Genomic DNA, 18,911 nt, shown 5'->3' on the forward strand with positions numbered 1-18,911 from the left:
AAGTCCCTAAAAACTGAGACTTTTTTAAAATTACCTTATCAAACTGGGAAACTCGGGGAAAAGAAACATGCAAAATTGACACAATAAATCAATTTTGCATGTATATAAAACAATTTAATAATGATTTGGCAAAAAAGTTTGATAAATCTATGGAAAATAAATCTGTACTAACCCGTTTTTTCCATTTTTCATTCTGGTAAATAATTTTTTATTACTGATTCGATTGTTTTAAGACGATTAATGTTTTTATTAAAAATAATATTTTTTTCTTTTGGAACTACCAAAATTTGAAAAGCAACTTTATTAAATTTTGACCACGGGAAAAAACCCGAAAAAGCATCAAAATCATAATCTGAATGGCTAATAGGTTGTAAAAAAATATTGTTATTTTCTTCATTTGTAATGATTATTTTTTCAAATTCTACTGTTGTTGATTTATTACCAGAATTTAAATAATAAGATTGCGGAGAACCATAGACAAATTTTTCTCATGTTTCATATATAAAAATATTTGAATTTTTAAAGATTTCTTCTAGCTTTTTTCCACTAAATACTTTCGTTTCAAAATCATTTGTAAATTCATTTTCATCTATTTTTAAACTTGGGTCCAATTTTGAAATACGATTAATTATTTTATCTTTAAATTCTTCTAAATTTTTAATTATTGCTTGTTTATTTTCAAAAAAATTATTGACTCAAGGGTCGAGTTTTTCAGCAACTTTATCGTACGGTTGCTTTAATTTAAAAAATTGAATTTTATTTTTCTTTTGGATAGACTTAATTTCATCAGAAATTTCATAAAATGTTTTATTTTTTAAATAATTCGGAAGAAAATACCTTTTTTCAAGCTCGCGGTAAATTTTTCTAGTTTTATTTACAGTTTTTTCGAAAGTTGCATTACGATCATGGTCAAAAATAATTTTTTTGTGTTTGGGATATAAAATAACCGTAAAATATGGATTAAACACTGGTTCAATCCCTAAATTCATAACCTGAAAAAAATGAACATTTTTCGCTTGAAAAGGAGTTATATTTATATAACCCTTCACTTTATCATGAAAATAATATTGTTCTGCATATAACTCGTCTTTTTCGCCAAAATGCTCAATAATTAAAATATTGTTCTTCTTAAGTGTTTCTTCTATTGTTGTGCCATTTAAAAATTTTTCTTCAAATTCTTTTTTTATTGAAGCAGCGCTAACAAAACGATCTATATTGGCGTCTTTTGTAATTTCTTTGGATTTGTCAACTATCTTTTCTTGAAATTCTTCAAGATTATAAATATAGAATGAGTCACTCTGACCAAGAAAATAATTTTGGGTTGTATTTTGGCTTTTATTTTTGTCTTTTTTTTCTTCTTGCAAAGAATAAAAAAAATTTAATGGGGAAAATGTCGCCCTTTTTACATTATTATCTTCATAATGTTCTTCCAATAAATTTAACAAATAGTATCTTTTATATTTATCATCATCACGATCTGGGCTTGGACTAGTAAAAATGAAATTAAAAAACTGGCCACATGAACTCAAAAAAAATGGTAAAGTTAAGGAACCTATAACTATAAATTTACTAAAAAAGTATTTAATTTTCATTGTCTACCAAATAAGAAACAGCTAATTTGTCATCCACCGAATTTTCAAAAACGGAAGATCTATAATTTCAAACATTAATCCGATAATAACCAGATTCATTTGACTTAAAATCTATTAATTCATCATTACCTAGGTCACTATTAGATGATGCAACAGTAACTCATTTGCCATATGAATTTAATTTTTGTAAGTAAAGATCATAATCAGAAACAATTTTATTATTTTGTCGGTTTTTAGTTGCTTTTAATGACAATCATTGTGTGTTAAGATGATCTGATGATCATTTATACATATCAGCTAGACCTAAACCAGTTGCGGCTTGAATAGGAACTGTAATATTAAATAGCCCAGATACAACCCCGGTAATTGGCGGTAAAAATCACCATCAACTAGGTATATTTTGCCCTATTTTGTAGTCTTCCTTATTTTTTAGAATACCAGCATTAAACATTCAAGACAAAGAGGATTTAATTCGCTGATTTGAATTAACTCAAAACTTATCGCTAGTAAAAATACTTTTGCCCACATTTTCTTTATTGCCGGAAATAAAAGCGATATTATCTACTGCTTTTTTCATTTTTTCAAAATCAGGGGTTCCAGCCCCATACTTTTCATAATAACCATTCTTTTTTTTGACCAAACCAGTATGATTTGGACTTATTGCAGAAACAGAAAGAATCGATTTTACTGCCGGAATTCTATAATCATTATAATCTAAATTTGGTTTTTCTCTTAAAAGTGTTGATATTAATCCGGTTACAATAGGGGCTGCATAACTAGTTCCACGCACATATCTTTTACCATTGTTGAATTGATTTTCATCATAAAAAACATTATAAATCTCCGCTGGTGCTACAACTAAGGGTTTAGAAAATTGCGAGTATTCATCACTAGTTTTAAAATTAGAATAAGGAGCTATTTTATTTTTTGCTATGTTAAAATTACTAGAATTATCTTCGAGCGCTCCAACCACTATTGAATTTAGTGATAAACTATTTTCATCAATTCATGGATTATAACCATCTGTATTTTTGTCAGTTTCATCAGCGCTGTTGCCTGCGGCAAAGACATTAATTACGCCGTATTTTCTTGCTAAAAAATCAAGTAAATACGTATTCTCGTTGTAGTCTACAAAATGCGCATTCCCATTTCCATAGCTGTGATTTATTACCTTCACGCCTTTAGTGACAACCATTCATTCGATTGCTTTTTGTCATTCAGCATCTGTTTTATATATTGATAAATACAAATCCGACTTTTTATCAACACCTGCTTTGCCGCCTAAAATTAACGAAACTAGCGTTGAATGAGATCGTTTTTTCGTTTGATCCGATCTATGCGAAACTAGATCGTTTATAGTTAATTGATTTTCATTAAAATATACATTAAAATTTGGGTCAAATTTGTCTCCTAATTCTATAGCGCCAACCTTTGAGGTGATTTTATTTTGAGTTCCATTGTCTTTTGCTGCTTGTTTTTGAAAATTTACTATTGAAATATTTCTGTCTAACGAGTTGTTAAAAAGTCAATCATTAATATAATTATTATTTAACTGATAAGTATTTAATTCATAACTATCATCTAGCATTTCAACATATCTTGTTTGTACATCTTTTTCTTCATTTTTATAAACAATAAATCGACTGATAGTAGAATTTTCTAAGGAATTTTTAACAAAAAATTCTCGATCATTTTCAGTATCAAAATAAAACCAAACAATTGGTAACATTTCGCTGTATTTTGCTTCTTTATATTTTAAGTTTAACTTTTTAATTTTTTCTAAAAAATCAATATTAAAAGAAGTTATTTTTTTAGAATCAGTATCTAAAAAGTCAGGATTTAATAATAATTTTAATTCAAAATTATTATCTAGATTTTCAACTTTTGACGATTTATTTAACTTTTTAATAAAAGGTTCTCTTACATCGATTTTATTACTAAAGTTTGTAGAATATCAATATTGCTTATTATTATTATTATTATTATTATTATTATTATTTCAATTTATAAGCAGCGAACTGTAAATTAATGGAATTGAAGTAAAACCAAAAAAATATAATGCAAATTTTTTAAATTTTTTAGCCATAAAAGCCAAACCTTATTATAAATTTTATTTTCTATCTAACTTATATCAACTAAGAAATTTGTAATTCATCTTTTTATTAATTAATTAATTATATCAAAAAATAGTTGTGATTCAATAAAAGTTGTTATAAAAACTAAATAAAAATTAGTAGGAAAAAATCAGGCAACTAGTTTTTTATCAGTGATTTTGAGTGCAGTAATTTTGTTAATTTTTCTATGGGAGTGTTCATAATTTTGTGATCTAAATATTTAAATAGGTATGATTTTTATTTTGATATCCTAATAAAACGGTAAAAAAATTGTAATTAACTTTTGCCAGAAAAATTAAAAAAGTCCCTAAAAACAGACACTTTTTCAAAATTATCTTGTCAAACTGGGAAACTTAAAAAAAGAAAAATGCAAAATTGACACAATGAGTCAATTTTGCATGTATATGAAACAATTTAATAAGAAATTGGCAAAAAAGTTTGATAAGTCTATGAAAAATAAATCTGTACTAACCCGTTTTTTCTATTTTTCATTGTGGTAAATAATTTTTTATTACTGATTCGAGTGTTTTAAGACGATTAATGTTTTTATTAAAAATAATATTTTTTTCTTTTGGAACTACCAAAATTTGAAAAGCAACTTTATTAAATTTTGATTTCGTGAAAAAACGCGAAAAAGCATTAAAACTATAATCTGAATGGCTAATAGGTTCTAAAAAAATATTGTTATTTTCTTCCTTTGTAATGATTATGTTCTCAAATTCTACTGTTGCTGATTTATTATCAGAATTTAAATAATAAGATTGCGGAGAACCATAGACAAATTTTTCTCATGTTTCATATATAAAAATATTTGAATTTTTAAAGATATTCTCAAGCTTTTCCCCTTTAAATACTTTTGTTTCAAAATCGTTTATAAATTCATTTTCATCTATCTTTAAATTTGAGTCCAATTTTGAAATACGATTAATTATTTTATCCTTAAATTCTTCTAAATTTTTAATTATCCCGTGCTTATTTTCAAAAAAATTATTGACTCAAGGGTCGAGTTTTTCAGCAACTTTATCATACGGTTGTTTTAATTTAAAAAATTGAATTTTATTTTTCTTTTGCATAGACTTAATTTCATCAAAAATATCATAAAATGCTTTATTTTTTAAATAATTCGGAAGTAAATACCTTTTTTCAAGATCATGATAAATTTTTCTAGTTTTATTTACATTTTTTTCGTAAGTTGTTTTAAAATCATAGTGAAAATAAATTTTTTTGTCTTTGGGGTATAAAACAACAGTAAAATATGGACTAAACACTGGTTCAATCCCCAAATTCGTATACTGAATAAAATGAATATCTTTTGCTCGAAAAGGAGTCATATTTATATAGCGATCCTCTTTATCATCGAAATAATAATGTCTAGACGATAATAGACTTTTTTCGCCAAAATGCTCCATAATTAAAATATTATTGTTCTTAAGCGTTTCTTCTATTGTTGTACCATTTAGAAATTTTTCTTCAAATTCTTTTTTTATTGAAGCAGTGCTAACAAAACGATCTATATTGGCCTCTTTTGTAATTTCTTTGGATTTGTCAACTATATTTTTTTGAAATTCTTCAAAAGTATAAATATCAATTGAATTTTTATTACCAAGAAAATAATTTCGACTTCTATTTTGGGCTACTTTGTTATCTTTATTTTCTTTTTGCAAGGAATAGAAAAAATTTAATGGCGAAAATGTCGCCCTTTTTACATTATTCTCTTCATAATGTTTATCTAATAGATTTAAAAAATAATCTCCACTATATTTATGATTATCTTCATCTAGGCTTGGTTTAGGTTTAGTAGAGGTAAAATTAAAAAATTGACCGCATGAACTCAAAAAAAATGGCAAAGTTAAGGAACTTATAACTATAAATTTACTAAAAAAATGTTTAATTTTCATTATGCACCAAATAAGAAGCAACTATTCTGTCATCCTCCGAATTTTCAAAAACGGAAGATTTATAATTTTTAACATAAATACGATAATAGGCAGATTCGTTTGACTTAAAATCTATTAATTCATCGTTGCTCAGGATGCTATTAGATCTTGCAACATCAACTCAATCGCCATTTGAATTTAATTTTTGTAAGTAAAGATCATAATCTGAAACAAAAGTACCACCTTGTCGTTTTTTTGTTGCCTCTAACGATAATCAATCGCTGCTAACATTTCTGGTAATTGCCGGTAAAAATCACCATCAGCCAGATATATTTTGCCCTGTTTCGTTATTTTTTAGCATTCCAGCGTTAAAGTTTCAAGACAAAGAGGCTTTAATTGTCTCATTTGAATTAACTCAGAACCTATTGCCAGTAAAAATAACTTCGCCCTCATTTTCTTTATTGCCAAACATAAAACTAGTATTATCTGCCGCTTCTTTCATTTTTTCAAAATCAGGGATTCCAGCCCCGTACTTTTCATAATAACCACTATCTTTTTTATCCAAATCATTATGATTTGGACTTATTGCAGAAACAGAAAGAATAGATTTTATTACTGGAACTCTAAAATCATTACGAACTCAAAGTGGTTTTCCTCTTAAAAGTGTTGATATTAATCCGGTTACAATAGGGGCTGCATAACTAGTTCCACTTACATATTTTTTGCTTTGGCCAGATTGATTTTTATCATCAAGAACATTATAAATCTGACCTGGAGCTACTACTAAGGGCTTAGCAAATTGCAAGTACTGATCACCAGTTTTAAAATTAGAATAAGGGGCTATTTCATTTTTTGCTATATTAGAATTACTAGAATTATCTTCGAGCGCACCAACCACTATTGAATTTATTGACAAGCTTCTATCATCAATTCATGGATTATCATCAGCTTTATTTTTGCCAAATTCATCCTCGTCAATTTTATCAGCACCATTACCAGCAGCAAACACATTAATTACGCCGTATTTTCTTGCTAAAAAATCAAGTAAATATGCATTTTCGTTGTAGTCTTTAAAGTCTACAAGTTTATTTCCATAACTGTGATTTATTACCCTTACATCTTTAGTAGCCATTCATTCAATTGCTTTTTGCCACTCAGCATCTGTTTTAAATATTGATAAATACAAATCCGACTTTTTATCAACACCTGCTTTGCCGCCTAAAATTAATGAGACTAGCGTTGAATGATATGGTTTTTCTGCTTGCTTGGGTCTGTTTGAAACTAGATCATTTATATTTAATTGATTTTCATTAAAATATATATTAAAATTTGAGTTAAATTTGTCTAAAAATTCTATAGCGCCAACCTTTGAGGTGGCTTTATCTTGATTTTCATTGTCTTTTGCTGCTTGTTTTTGGAAATTTACTATTGAAATATTTTTATTTAACGACTCGCTAAAAAGTGAATGATAATCATCATTATTATTTAACGGATTATTATCATTTAACGTTTCAACATGTCCTGTTTGTTTGTCCTTTTCTTCATTTTTATAAACAATAAATCGACTGATAGTAGAATTTTTTAAGGAATTTTTGACAAAAAATTCTCGATCATTTTCAGTATCAAAATAAAACCAGACAATTGGCAACATTTGGCTGTATTTTGTTTCTTTATATTTTAAGTTTAACTTCTTTATTTTTTCTAAAAAATCAATATTAAAAGAAGTTATTTTTTTAGGATCAGTATCTAAAAAGTCAGGATTTAATAATAATTTTAATTCAAAATTATTATCTAGATTTTCAACCTTTGAGAATTTATTTAATTTTTTAATAAAAGGCTCTCTTACATCGATTTTATTACTAAAGTTTGTAGAATATCAATATTGCTTATTATTATTTCAATTTATAACCAGCGAACCGTATATTAATGAAATTAAAGTAAAACCAGACAAATATAAGGCAAACTTTTTAAATTTTTTAATTTTTTCAACCATAAAAACCAAATCTTATCTTGTATCTAACTTATATCAACTAAGAGATTTCTAAGTCATCTTTTTATTCTTATTAATTATATCAAAAAATAGTTCTGATTCAATAAAAGTTGTTATAAAAACTAAATAAAAATTAGTAGAAAAAAATCAGCCAACTAGTTTTTTGTCAAGATTTTGAGTGCAGTACTTTTGTTAATTTTTCTACTTATTTAAGCTCCAAATTAGACAGGAACTTTATATTAATTATAGTATTAAAAAATATAACTATATAACAAAAAGTGATAGACAAGCATTTATAAATAGATAATGTTATAAGTATTTTCACAAATTTAAATTAAAAATATTAGATACATTGAAATAAAATGGTGGAAATCCACCTAAATTCTTCAAACTATTACTAAACATAAGTTTATTTATGTTAAAATTATTTTGAAATAAAATGGTGGAAATCCACTTAAATTTTTCAAGTGAGGTAGCAAAATGATAATAAAACGTGATTTTTATCTTAACCAAATAATTGATAAAAAAGAGAATGACAGAATCAAGATTATTACTGGCATAAGAAGATGTGGAAAATCATATTTATTATTCAATTTATATCGTGATTACCTACTTAGCAGTGGAATTAAAGAAAATCAAATTATAACAATTGCTCTTGACCAAATTGATAATATTGAATACCGAAATCCATTTAGATTAAATGAATATATTAAGAAAAAAACAAAAAATATAAACAAAATGTACTACATTTTCATTGACGAAATTCAATTATCTGAAAATGTATCAAATCCTTATATTGATAGTAATGAAAAAAATATAACCTTTGTAGATGTGCTTTTAAGTCTTATGAAACATAGTAACTTAGATATTTATATTACTGGTAGTAACTCTAAAATGCTTTCATCAGATTTATTAACTCAATTCAGAGACCGCGGAGACCAAGTGCATGTAAATCCTTTATCTTTTGCTGAAGTTTATGAATTATTTGATGACAAATCAGAAGCTTTTGAACATTATTTTGTATACGGTGGTATGCCACATATTTATAAATTGCAAAATGATGAACAGAAAAGTCATTATTTAAAGCAGTTATTCAAGCAAACGTATATTAAAGACATTCTTGAGCGCAACAAAATACATAATGAGCAACAAATACTTGAAATCCTGCTTGACTTTACATCTTCAAATATTGGTTCTTTAACCAATCCCTCTAAGCTTGCAAAACGTTTTTTGTCAGAAAAACAAATACACATATCATCAAATACAATTTTTAAGTATCTTAAATTTTTTGAAGAATCTTATATTATTCAATGCGCTTATCGCTACGATGTAAAGGGTTCTAAATATTTTTCAACCCCATTTAAATATTATTTTTCAGATATTGGTCTAAGAAATGCAAGATTAAATTTTCGCCAAATAGAAAACAATCATATAATGGAAAATATAATCTACAATGATTTACTTCGAAGAGGATACAATATTGACATTGGTGTTGTAGAACATGAATTTAAAAACGGCTCAACAAGAAAAAAAGTTCAGCTTGAAATAGATTTTGTTATAAATAAAGGCCACAAAAGATACTATATTCAATCAGCGTTTAATATTGACAATTTAGAAAAAAAAGAACAAGAAATAACCTCGCTTAAAAAAATAAATGATTCATTTAAAAAAATAGTTATAGTAAGAAACAAAATAATTCCAAAACACGATGAAAATGGTATTTTATACATTGGTTTAGAAGATTTTTTACTTAATGAATCAATAATAGACTTATAATTTTTAAAGAGACTATTAACTACCCTAATTTTAAAGGTGTCGAATTCGACACCTTTAAAAAGAAAAAAGGTAGCAATCCTTTACATTATCGCCACAAAGATGGATTGAAAATACAAATGGGGAGTGTTCATAATTTTGTGTTCTAAGTAAATCTGTTTTGATATTTTAGTAAATCAGTAAAAAATTGTAATTAACTTTTGCCAAAAAAATTAAAAAAGTGCTAAAAACTAAACCAGGACAGAGAAAGTTAACACTAAGGTGTTGGCTATTTTTGTTCTAGTTTAGTTATGGTTGCATTTTTTATTTCCAAATTATTATAAAGAAGATCTTATTTTAAATATTTAGAAAAACCTAAACTGTGTTGCAAAACCATGAACAATTTTAGTTTTATTACCAAAAAACCTAAAGTTTATTTTTCACCTTTTTACAAAAAAGTAAAATGTGTTATATAATAAAAAAAATATTGAATTCAATAAAAGAGTTAATTATGAAATCTAAAATTACTAAAGCTATCTTACTTTTATCTTCTTTTGTAACAGTTTTTGGTGTTGCAATTGCTTGTGGAACTACCCCTGAAATTAAAATACCAGCTAAACAAAACGAAAATGCAAAACCACTGCCTAAGAAACCAAATTTAGATAACCAAAATAATTTATCTTCAGACAAAAAAGAAGAGCAAAATAATCAAGTTGAAGATAAAAAAAGTGAAGAAAATAATCCGACCTTAAAAAACGATAATAAAGAAATTAAATCCAAACCAGAAAATCAAGTTAAAACTCCTGATCCTACCTCATCAGATAATACAACTCAGGAAACACCGACAACTCCTGAAAATATTCAACCAACTTTGTTTCAAGAACAGCAAAAAAGTATTAAAAAAATTAACACATTTACTACACTAGCTTCTAGTTTAAAATTGCATTTTGCACAACAAATTAATGAACAAACAAGTACTCAAGATCTTAAAAAAATAGAAGAAAAAGTTAGTGAACTTTCTAATTTATCAACAAAATTAAGTGATACTATTAAGTCAGCAGAAGCTATAAAATCAACACCAAAATACACTTCTACTACTAACAATGCTGATAAATTATTAGATATTACTCTTTTAAAAGCGCAGTCATTTTTTCATAATCAAGAACTAGCTTTTTCAAGTAATATTAGTGATTTGGAATTACAAATTAATGCAGTACAAAAAGAATTAATTGATGCACAAAAAGCTCTAAATGGAACAGCAACAGATGAACAAATTAGTCAAATTAACACTGATTTAGAACAAGTAAATCCTTCATTTGATGAAGCAAAAATTAAACTTTATAGACTTGAAGACAAATTAAATCCAGTAGCTTTTGATGTTGAAACTACAAAATTATTGACTAAAATTGGAAAAGAAGGTTATTCTTTTGAAATTAAAGATACAAAATTGGATAATTCCAACAATAATAAAATTGAAATTACTTATCAGGTAACTAATGCGCAAGGACATAGAACAAGAATTTCAAAATTACTTGATTTTAAAAAAGATAATACCTATACTTATGATATCGAAAGTAAGATATCAGCTTTAGATACAAAGTTTCAATATTTAGATGACTTATATGATTTTGATAAAATTGCTCTTCAACAAATTAACAAAGAACACGTTGGTCAACTTCAAGATATTATTAAGCAAAATTTTAGATCTAAAGGTAATAAAGTTGATCACATTTTTCAACATGATTTGGCTCAAATTAGCTATGAAAATGAACACTTTAGTGCAAAAGTTAACTTCTTAGCACTAGGAAAAATAGTAAAGCAAATTACACTCCAAACTAAAGATAAAATAACTCTTCGATCTACTAGTATGACCAAGCTTGAAAGAGATAAAGCGGACTTGCAACTTTTAATTTCTAGCTATCTTACAAATGTACAATGAAATAAAGATAATTTAAGTGGTAGTGAACAAATTTTGAAGGATTTACAACCTATCAAACAAGGTGTTGATCATCATGGAATTCCTTCAATATTGGCAGAAAAGGAGTTAAATAATATTTATAAATGACCAAAAATAGGTAAATATTCACTTTTTGTTAAAGAAGTACTTGATCATTCAAATATTTTTAATTCCAATCGTGGTGGAACAGTCAAACTAATTTTTGGAATCAAAAAGGACAATCAAGAACTTAATTTTCAAGATTGAGATTTAGATATGCAAGAAAGTGAATATAAAAAAACATATGCCAAAAATATGTGATATTTTCGACCACTTCGTGCTAGTGATATTGAATTACCTTCTAATTGAGTAAGTAGTAATTTTGATAATAGTCATAAAAAATTAATTGATGGAATTAACGCCTCTAATTTCGATTTAAGAAAAACTCCAGGTGCTAAAGTGAACGGAAAAGAAACACTTTTTAGTGTTTTAAACCCGCAACAATTAGTTAGCCAATTTCGAAAACAAGATGCTGGTAGTGCCCTACAATATTTATTAAAACTTAAAAATAATCATAATAACAACACTCAAAATGATTCATCAGAGTTTAAAAGAACATTAGATGAATCAAAAGATGCCACCGGAGGAGATGAATTTGATAAACAAAGTATTCAAGCTAAAATTGATAATTCAGCAAATGTTTTCGTAGTAAATACAAATACCATAATTCCTAGTGGAGTAACAACTAATCCAAATAATATTTCTGATATTATTAATAACTATTTTATTGTATATTATGATGTAAAATCAGAAAGAACAGGCGAGCTAAAATTCAAAATTGGCTTTATTAATAAAAGTGATCCTAGCAAAGTTTATTCAAAATCAGAAGAAATTACACTTGTGAATTTATCAAATGATTTTCAAAATAATATATATCCAGAATTGCTAATGAACAAAGTGAGTCTACAAGATTTTCAATATAATAATCAACAATTAACTTGAAATAAACAAACTTTGACACTAAATAACTATTCAATTGACACTAAGGATATTACAATTCATGAAAAAGTTGAGTATAACAACAATACTTATATTAATTTAAAATATACTTACCCTAACCAAAAAAAAGAAACAGAAAAAATAGTTGTTGGCAATAATTGATACAAAGTTGCTGGTTCAAATCCTGTTTTGCTTGATGATATCAAAAATTCAAGCTTCAAATGAAGACATTCAGGTCTTAATACTTTAATAGTAGAAAATTATCAAGTTATTCGAAATCGACAAATTGAATTTAATGCTAAAGATGCAATTTGATTACAAGATGGAAAAGGTGCATCCTGAGTTTTAAAAGAAAAGTACCTTGAAAAAATGTTAGAAAATGCTCGAGATGTAAAACTAGATTTAACAATTTATGGAAATGTTTTAATTCAAGATGATAATCGCTATAATAGATTCACTAAACCAGGAGATCCTACCATTGGTAATGAAGCTAACTATAAGTTTCCTTCATTTACTATAAACTATTCAGAACTCAAAAGAAAGTCAAACCACAATATTGAACTTGAACTACCACAAAGATATAATAATACTAACAGTTCCTCTACACCACTTCCCAAATTAACATTATTATTAAATGTTACAAAAAAAATAGATGGATTGCACTTTAAATTAAGTTTGAAAGGTGAAGAATATAGCATTATTGTTGGTAATCCTGTAAATTATGTAAATACCACTCAAGGTTACAATCCTTTTGCAAATAATGATAAATTTGACAAAAATAAAGCTTTTATCTTGTGAAATAGAGGTGCTGGTGTAAATGTTATTTATGAGAATTATGAACAATATGAAGAGCATACTAGACGAACTAATTTATTCGATTATAAACAAATTTCATACACTCAAGAAAATGCACCAATTCCTTTTTATACCGATCCTAATGTTCGAAAAAATGTTTATTTTCCAAACCAAAACGTTCCCTATGAAATTCATAATGGTTATTTACAAAACAATGATTATATAAATTATTCCACTATCAAATCAAATCCTCAATTTGAAAATAATTTCCAACGCGCACTTGCTTTTAGTTTTGGTTCTGCAACGATGATTGGAAAAGTAAATAATGATGAAAATGACTGAAAATTCTACTTTATAACTAATAATCATGTAGAAAATGTTTCAAATTTTGACCAGCTAAATAACTCAACAACTGGCTTACCAAAGACTTATCGAAGATATAGTTACATTGTAAAACCTTCACTTAATTTTGAAAATAATGTTAATGCTGGGTTTAGTTACTGAGGTGGTCTATTAAAAGGTCCAAATTCTTCATCAAAACCTAGCGACAAAAAAGAAGACCCAAATTCTGGATTTCTACTTTCTCAAATTTGATCTGGATCAGATCAACAAAGTCGAGATGGAAAGGAACATAAAGGTCACAATATTGATGCTACTATTTTTGTGGTCGATGTTAAGCCACTTTATGATGAAGCGCTTGTGCAAGGAAAATATGAGTATGCCAACTGATTAAAATCATGACTAGCGCTTGAAAATATAAAATTTAATTTCAATGGTATGGATTATAATATTAACCACCAGTCATTAATTTATGACTTTTCAATTGTTGGTTTCCCTTATGGAAAACAATCTGCATATGTTATTCACCGACCAGGATTAAGCAATTATAATGTAATGTTAAGACATCAAAATGGCTATGTGCCTACATATTTTGATGCCGGAAATTCAGGAACTGGAATTTTAAGTGCCGATAACAATTACATTTCATTAATTAACTCCGGAACACCTCACAACAGTTTGCAAGGTTGAAATTATGCAACTCGCGGTTTTAACTATTTTGGCATGAACTTCAATGGTGAACATCCATTGGATTTAAAAAATACTAAATCATTTGCTGCTCAAATTTTAAGATGGCATCTACTTGCACCCGCCAGTGCAAATTCACCATGATTTTTTAATCCATTTAAAACAAACACAGAATAAATCAAAATGTCAAAAAAGTGTATAAATTTATATACTTTTTTAAACTATTTAATATAAAAATGCAGTTCAATTTGCATAAATTAGTACACCAATTTCAGACGTATTCGAAAAAAGGTGTGTAAAAATGAAACAATACAAATTCACAATTGAAGACAAATTTAAATACATTAAAATTGTAAGTTAGTAGAAAAAATCAGGCAACTAGTTTTTTGTCAAAATTTTGAGTGCTATACTTTTGTTAATTTTTTTACGGGAGTGTTCATAATAAAAAATATTTTTTTAACTAAACGATAATTTATTTGTCTAGTCTTCAATAGTAACTTGACCATTTAAAAGAAATGGTAGTAGATAATCGCGAAGAGTTGCTAATTTTTCTGTTTCCCTTTTATTACTAGAAATATTATCGAAAATAGGTTTAACTATATTATTAAAATTAAATAACTCACTTTCCGTAGGTATATAAATATCTTTATTTATTAGCAAATATTTTTGTAAGTGTTTAAGCCCAGTTCCTTGGGGTGTGTTCATAATCTTGTGTTTTAAATTTTTATGGATTTTTCAAATAGAAATGTAATCTAATTTAATTTTACATTATTTAACCGATTAGGGAAAATAATTTCTAATTGTTTTTTAATCATGAATCAATTTCTTACCTTTTGTCATTTTGTAGATGCGTTTTGGAGAGTTAAATAAGTTATTTTTGAAAGGTAATTTACACTTTGAATTCCGCCTTTTGTTTTTGTATTTTTCCTAATTATTCTATTCATTGACTCAATTAAATTTGTCGTATAAATTGCTTGCCTCAATTCATATGGATATTTAAAAAATGTCGTTAGTTCAACGAAATTTGTATACCAAGACTTGATAATTGAAGGATATTTTTGGCCTCATTTTTCCGCAAATTTATCAAGATTTTGCATTGCAAATTCTTGATTAGCCGCTTGATAAATCTTTTTCATATCAAGGACAAACTCTTTTTTGTCTTTGTTAGAAACTTTTAAAAGCGAGTTTCTAATTTGGTGAACAACACATTTTTGAACATCTGTTTGCGGGAAAACCGCTTCAATTGCTTGACTAATTCCGCTTAGATTATCGCAAGAAATTATTAGAACATCTTCCAGCCCGCGAGTTTTTAGTTCGTTAAAAACATCAAGTCAATTACTTGCTGATTCGGTATTTTTAATCCAAAATCCCAGTGCTTTTTTATTTCCGTCCCAATCAATTGCAAGAATAAGATAAAGTGATTTTTTGACAAAAACACCGTTTTCTTTAACATTAAAAAACATCCCATCAATGTACAAAATTGGATAGGAATTCTCAATTTTTCGCGATTTTCACTTTTCAATTTCAGGCAATAATTTGTCAGTAACTGAAGAAATTCAGGCATTACTTATTTCTTTTTTATAGATACTTTTTATTGTGTTAACAATATTTTCATATGACATTCCTGATGCAAAAAGTGAAAACACTTGCTCTTCGATATCGCCTAAATTTGTTTCGTATTTACCGAGTAATTTGTTCTCAAAAGTGCCATTTCGATCTCTTGGTATTTTTAGACGAAAACTATTATGATTATAATTCACAGTTTTGTCCGAAAATCCGTTTCGCTTATTTGGCCTATGCACGCCTTTTTTGCTTCGGTTACTTTTTTCATAGCCTAAATGTTGGCTTAATTCCGCCCTTAAGAGCGCCTCAGTAAAAGTTTTAAACATATGCGAAATTTCGTTGTGAAAATCTTCTTTTTTTATTTTTTTATAATCAGCGTATTTGTCAACAAGTTTTTTAGCTTCTAACTCAAATGGGGATAATGTTTTTTGCTGTTTTTTCATATTTTGGTCCTTCATAATAAATTTTATCAAAATAAATTTACTTTAAAAACACAAAATATTTAACATTACCTTTTTTTAAAAACTTTTCATCTTCTGCTTTGATTTTTTCTATTAAATTATTAATTCTAGTTGTTTTTTCTTTAGATGTGCTAAACATAATTTTTTATTTTATATTAGAAATTTCTTTAAAAAAGAGAGAATTTTAGGAAAATTTAACTTCTTTTCCTTTATAATTTAAGTTTAATAAGAATAAGTTTTTATGCAAAGGGGGGATTGAGATGACTGAAAAACTAATAAAAAAATTTAAAAGACAAAATTATGAACACTCCCGGGATAATATAAATTATGGCTGAATTTAACGAAAAAACAAGAGTTCAAATACCTGCATTAGTGCATTTGTTAAGACTTGGATATAAATATCTTGGAAGAAATTCTGACAGTAAAAAATCATTTGAATATGATGCTACTACCAATATTGCTGTCGACATTTTTAGAGAAAAATTTTTTCAATTAAATCCGACTTTTAATGGTGATTTTAACGAGGTCTTACGTGAAATAAGACACGACCTAAACAATGATGATTTAGGAATGAGTTTTTATAACCGTTTAATTTCATATAATCAAAAATTAATAGATTTTAATAATATCAAAAACAACTCTTTTCATTTCACTGGAGAATTTTCTTACCGTAACGATGGCGATGAACTAAGACCTGATATAACGTTATTTATTAATGGTTTACCCTTAGTTTTTATCGAGGTTAAAACACCTAATAATCCTGGAGGTGTCGTTGCTGAAGCCCAAAGGATGAATAAAAAAAGATTACCAAATGCCAAATTTAGAAGATATATAAACATTAGCCAATTAATGATTTTTTCAAATAATATGGAATACGATAATCTTGACGGTATTGCGCCAGTTGAGGGTGCCTTTTACAGCACCGGGGCAAAGGATAAAGCGTTCTTCAATTGTTTTAGAGAAGATTCAGATAAGTTTATCAATGATTATCCTTATGGAACTATAGATAAAAATATAGAAAAACAAATCATTGGTGATTTTAATGCTCATACATTACTTGGGGCTTCGGAATACAAAACAAATTCAGATTTTAATACCCCCACAAATAGAATTATCACATCTTTATGTTCTCCAGAAAGATTGCTTTTTATCATTAAATACGGTATTGCCTATTTAAACTATAATAAAGAAGTAGATGGCAATATCGAGCAATCTAGTCTAAAACACATAATGCGATATCAACAATTGCTAGCTACATTAGCGGTTGGCGATACGCTTAATAAAGGTAAAAAATCAGGAATTATTTGACACACTCAAGGGAGCGGAAAAACTGCATTGTCATATTATTTAATAAAATATTTGACTGACTATTTTTCTTCGAAAAACAAAGTTGCTAAATTTTACTTTATTGTCGACAGATTGGATTTACTAGAACAAGCTAAACAAGAATTTGAATATCGTGGTTTGTCAGTTAAAATACATCCCAATAAAGAAGAATTAATGGCACAATTCCAAACAAGTCATGCTACCGAAGGCAATGATGGAAAAATGGAAATAACTGTAGTTAATATCCAACGATTTGATGAAAAAGATAAGATCAATATTCCTGATTACTCAGTAAATTTACAAAGAATTTTTATAATAGATGAAGCGCACAGAAGTTATAAAAAGGGCGGCAGTTTTTTAGCAAATTTATTTAATGCTGATACTGACTCAATAAAAATTGCGCTAACTGGCACACCGCTTTTAAAAAAAGATAAAGAATCATGGTCTATATTTGGCAATTATATTCATACATATTATTATGATAAATCTATAAAAGATGGCTATACACTAAAAATTATCAGAGAAGACGTTGAAACTTCATGTAAATTTAAACTAGAAAAAATATATGACAATCTACAACTACAAGAATTAGCACAAAAAAAAGATGTAAAAAAGTCTTATATTATTGAACATGATTCATATGTTGAGGAACTTACAAAATTCATAATCAGAGATTTTAAACAATTTCAAATTTCTCGCGGGAGCAATTCATTAGGAGGCATGGTTATTTGTGAAACAAGCGACCAAGCGAGAAAAATATATAAATTTTTCAACAAGATTCAAAGCAATGCAGACGATAATGAGTTTGGAAAAACCAATTTAAAAGCTGCTCTAATTTTACATGACATTGATGATAAGGTCACCAGAATGGAGCATATCAATGACTTTAAAAAAGGGAAAAATATTGATATTTTAATTGTTTTTAACATGCTTTTAACTGGCTTTGATGCACCTAGACTAAAAAAATTATATTTTGGTCGAAAATTAACTGACCACACATTACTACAAGCTATAACTCGCGTTAATAGACCATACGAACAAAATACACACGGTTATATTATTGATTTTGCTGATATTAAGAAAAATTTCGATGATACAAACAAGGCATACCTTCAGGAATTACAAAAAATAAGTGAACCAAGTGAATTAGAATCTAATGTGTTAAATAGCATTATTGAAGATAAAGACAAATTAATTGAAAATGTAAAAAATGCATCGAACAAATTATTTAAATACACAATTAACAACTTGGAAATTTTTGATTCAGAAATATCTGAAATTAATGATAAAAAACATTTAATTGACTTAAGAAATGTATTATTTAGCGCAAGAGATGCATTTAATTTGGTTAGAACTTGAGGCGATGAAGTTTTGAAGGAAAAATTTAATGAAATCAAAATTGAAAATCTACCAATTTTGATTACTCTACTTACAAAGAGAATAGATATAGTAAACTAAAAACTTGCATTAAAAAATAATG

The 18,911-nt window shown here is 27.0% G+C and carries 9 protein-coding genes; 3 read left to right on the forward strand and 6 right to left on the reverse strand.

Annotated features, from left to right (window positions below; genetic code table 4):
* Positions 1-167: 167 nt before the first annotated feature.
* The 4 genes from V3249_RS04035 to V3249_RS04050 form a co-directional block, all read right to left on the reverse strand.
* Positions 168-1,592: a hypothetical protein gene (locus V3249_RS04035; protein WP_333503644.1), complete on the reverse strand. Its 1,425-nt coding sequence runs from the start codon at positions 1,590-1,592 to the stop codon at positions 168-170.
* Complete coding sequence (locus tag V3249_RS04040) at positions 1,582-3,678, reverse strand: S8 family serine peptidase (protein WP_341517526.1); 2,097 nt, start codon at positions 3,676-3,678, stop codon at positions 1,582-1,584. The genes V3249_RS04035 and V3249_RS04040 overlap by 11 nt, the downstream gene beginning before the upstream one ends.
* Positions 3,679-4,173: 495 nt before the next feature.
* Positions 4,174-5,604 (reverse strand): hypothetical protein, encoded by a 1,431-nt coding sequence (locus V3249_RS04045; protein WP_337896747.1) that lies wholly within the window; start codon positions 5,602-5,604, stop codon positions 4,174-4,176.
* Positions 5,594-7,576, reverse strand: a complete 1,983-nt coding sequence (locus V3249_RS04050) for a S8 family serine peptidase (RefSeq protein WP_341517527.1) — start codon at positions 7,574-7,576, stop codon at positions 5,594-5,596. Before V3249_RS04050 ends, V3249_RS04045 begins: the two co-directional genes overlap by 11 nt.
* Before the next feature lie 477 nt (positions 7,577-8,053).
* Between V3249_RS04050 and V3249_RS04055 the strand changes: the two genes are divergently transcribed.
* A complete protein-coding gene (locus tag V3249_RS04055) occupies positions 8,054-9,349 on the forward strand; it encodes an ATP-binding protein (RefSeq protein ID WP_337896749.1) in 1,296 nt (431 codons plus the stop codon).
* Between the two features lie 487 nt (positions 9,350-9,836).
* Entirely contained in the window at positions 9,837-14,258 is a 4,422-nt protein-coding gene (locus V3249_RS04060; protein WP_341517528.1) for an MGA_1079 family surface serine endopeptidase, read from the forward strand.
* Between the two features lie 303 nt (positions 14,259-14,561).
* On the opposite strand, the gene V3249_RS04065 is transcribed toward V3249_RS04060, so the two are convergent.
* Both V3249_RS04065 and V3249_RS04070 read right to left on the reverse strand, forming a co-directional pair.
* Entirely contained in the window at positions 14,562-14,786 is a 225-nt protein-coding gene (locus V3249_RS04065) for a hypothetical protein (RefSeq protein WP_341517529.1), read from the reverse strand.
* A gap of 47 nt (positions 14,787-14,833) precedes the next feature.
* Entirely contained in the window at positions 14,834-16,087 is a 1,254-nt protein-coding gene (locus V3249_RS04070; protein ID WP_341517461.1) for an IS256 family transposase, read from the reverse strand.
* 345 nt (positions 16,088-16,432) lie between these two features.
* On the opposite strand from V3249_RS04070, the gene V3249_RS04075 reads away from it, so the two are divergent.
* Complete coding sequence (locus tag V3249_RS04075) at positions 16,433-18,889, forward strand: type I restriction endonuclease (RefSeq protein ID WP_341517530.1); 2,457 nt, start codon at positions 16,433-16,435, stop codon at positions 18,887-18,889.
* Positions 18,890-18,911: the final 22 nt, after the last annotated feature.

This window comes from Mesomycoplasma ovipneumoniae (genome assembly GCF_038095995.1).
In the GTDB taxonomy this organism is placed as follows: Bacteria; Bacillota_I; Bacilli_A; order Mycoplasmatales; family Metamycoplasmataceae; genus Mesomycoplasma; species Mesomycoplasma ovipneumoniae_F.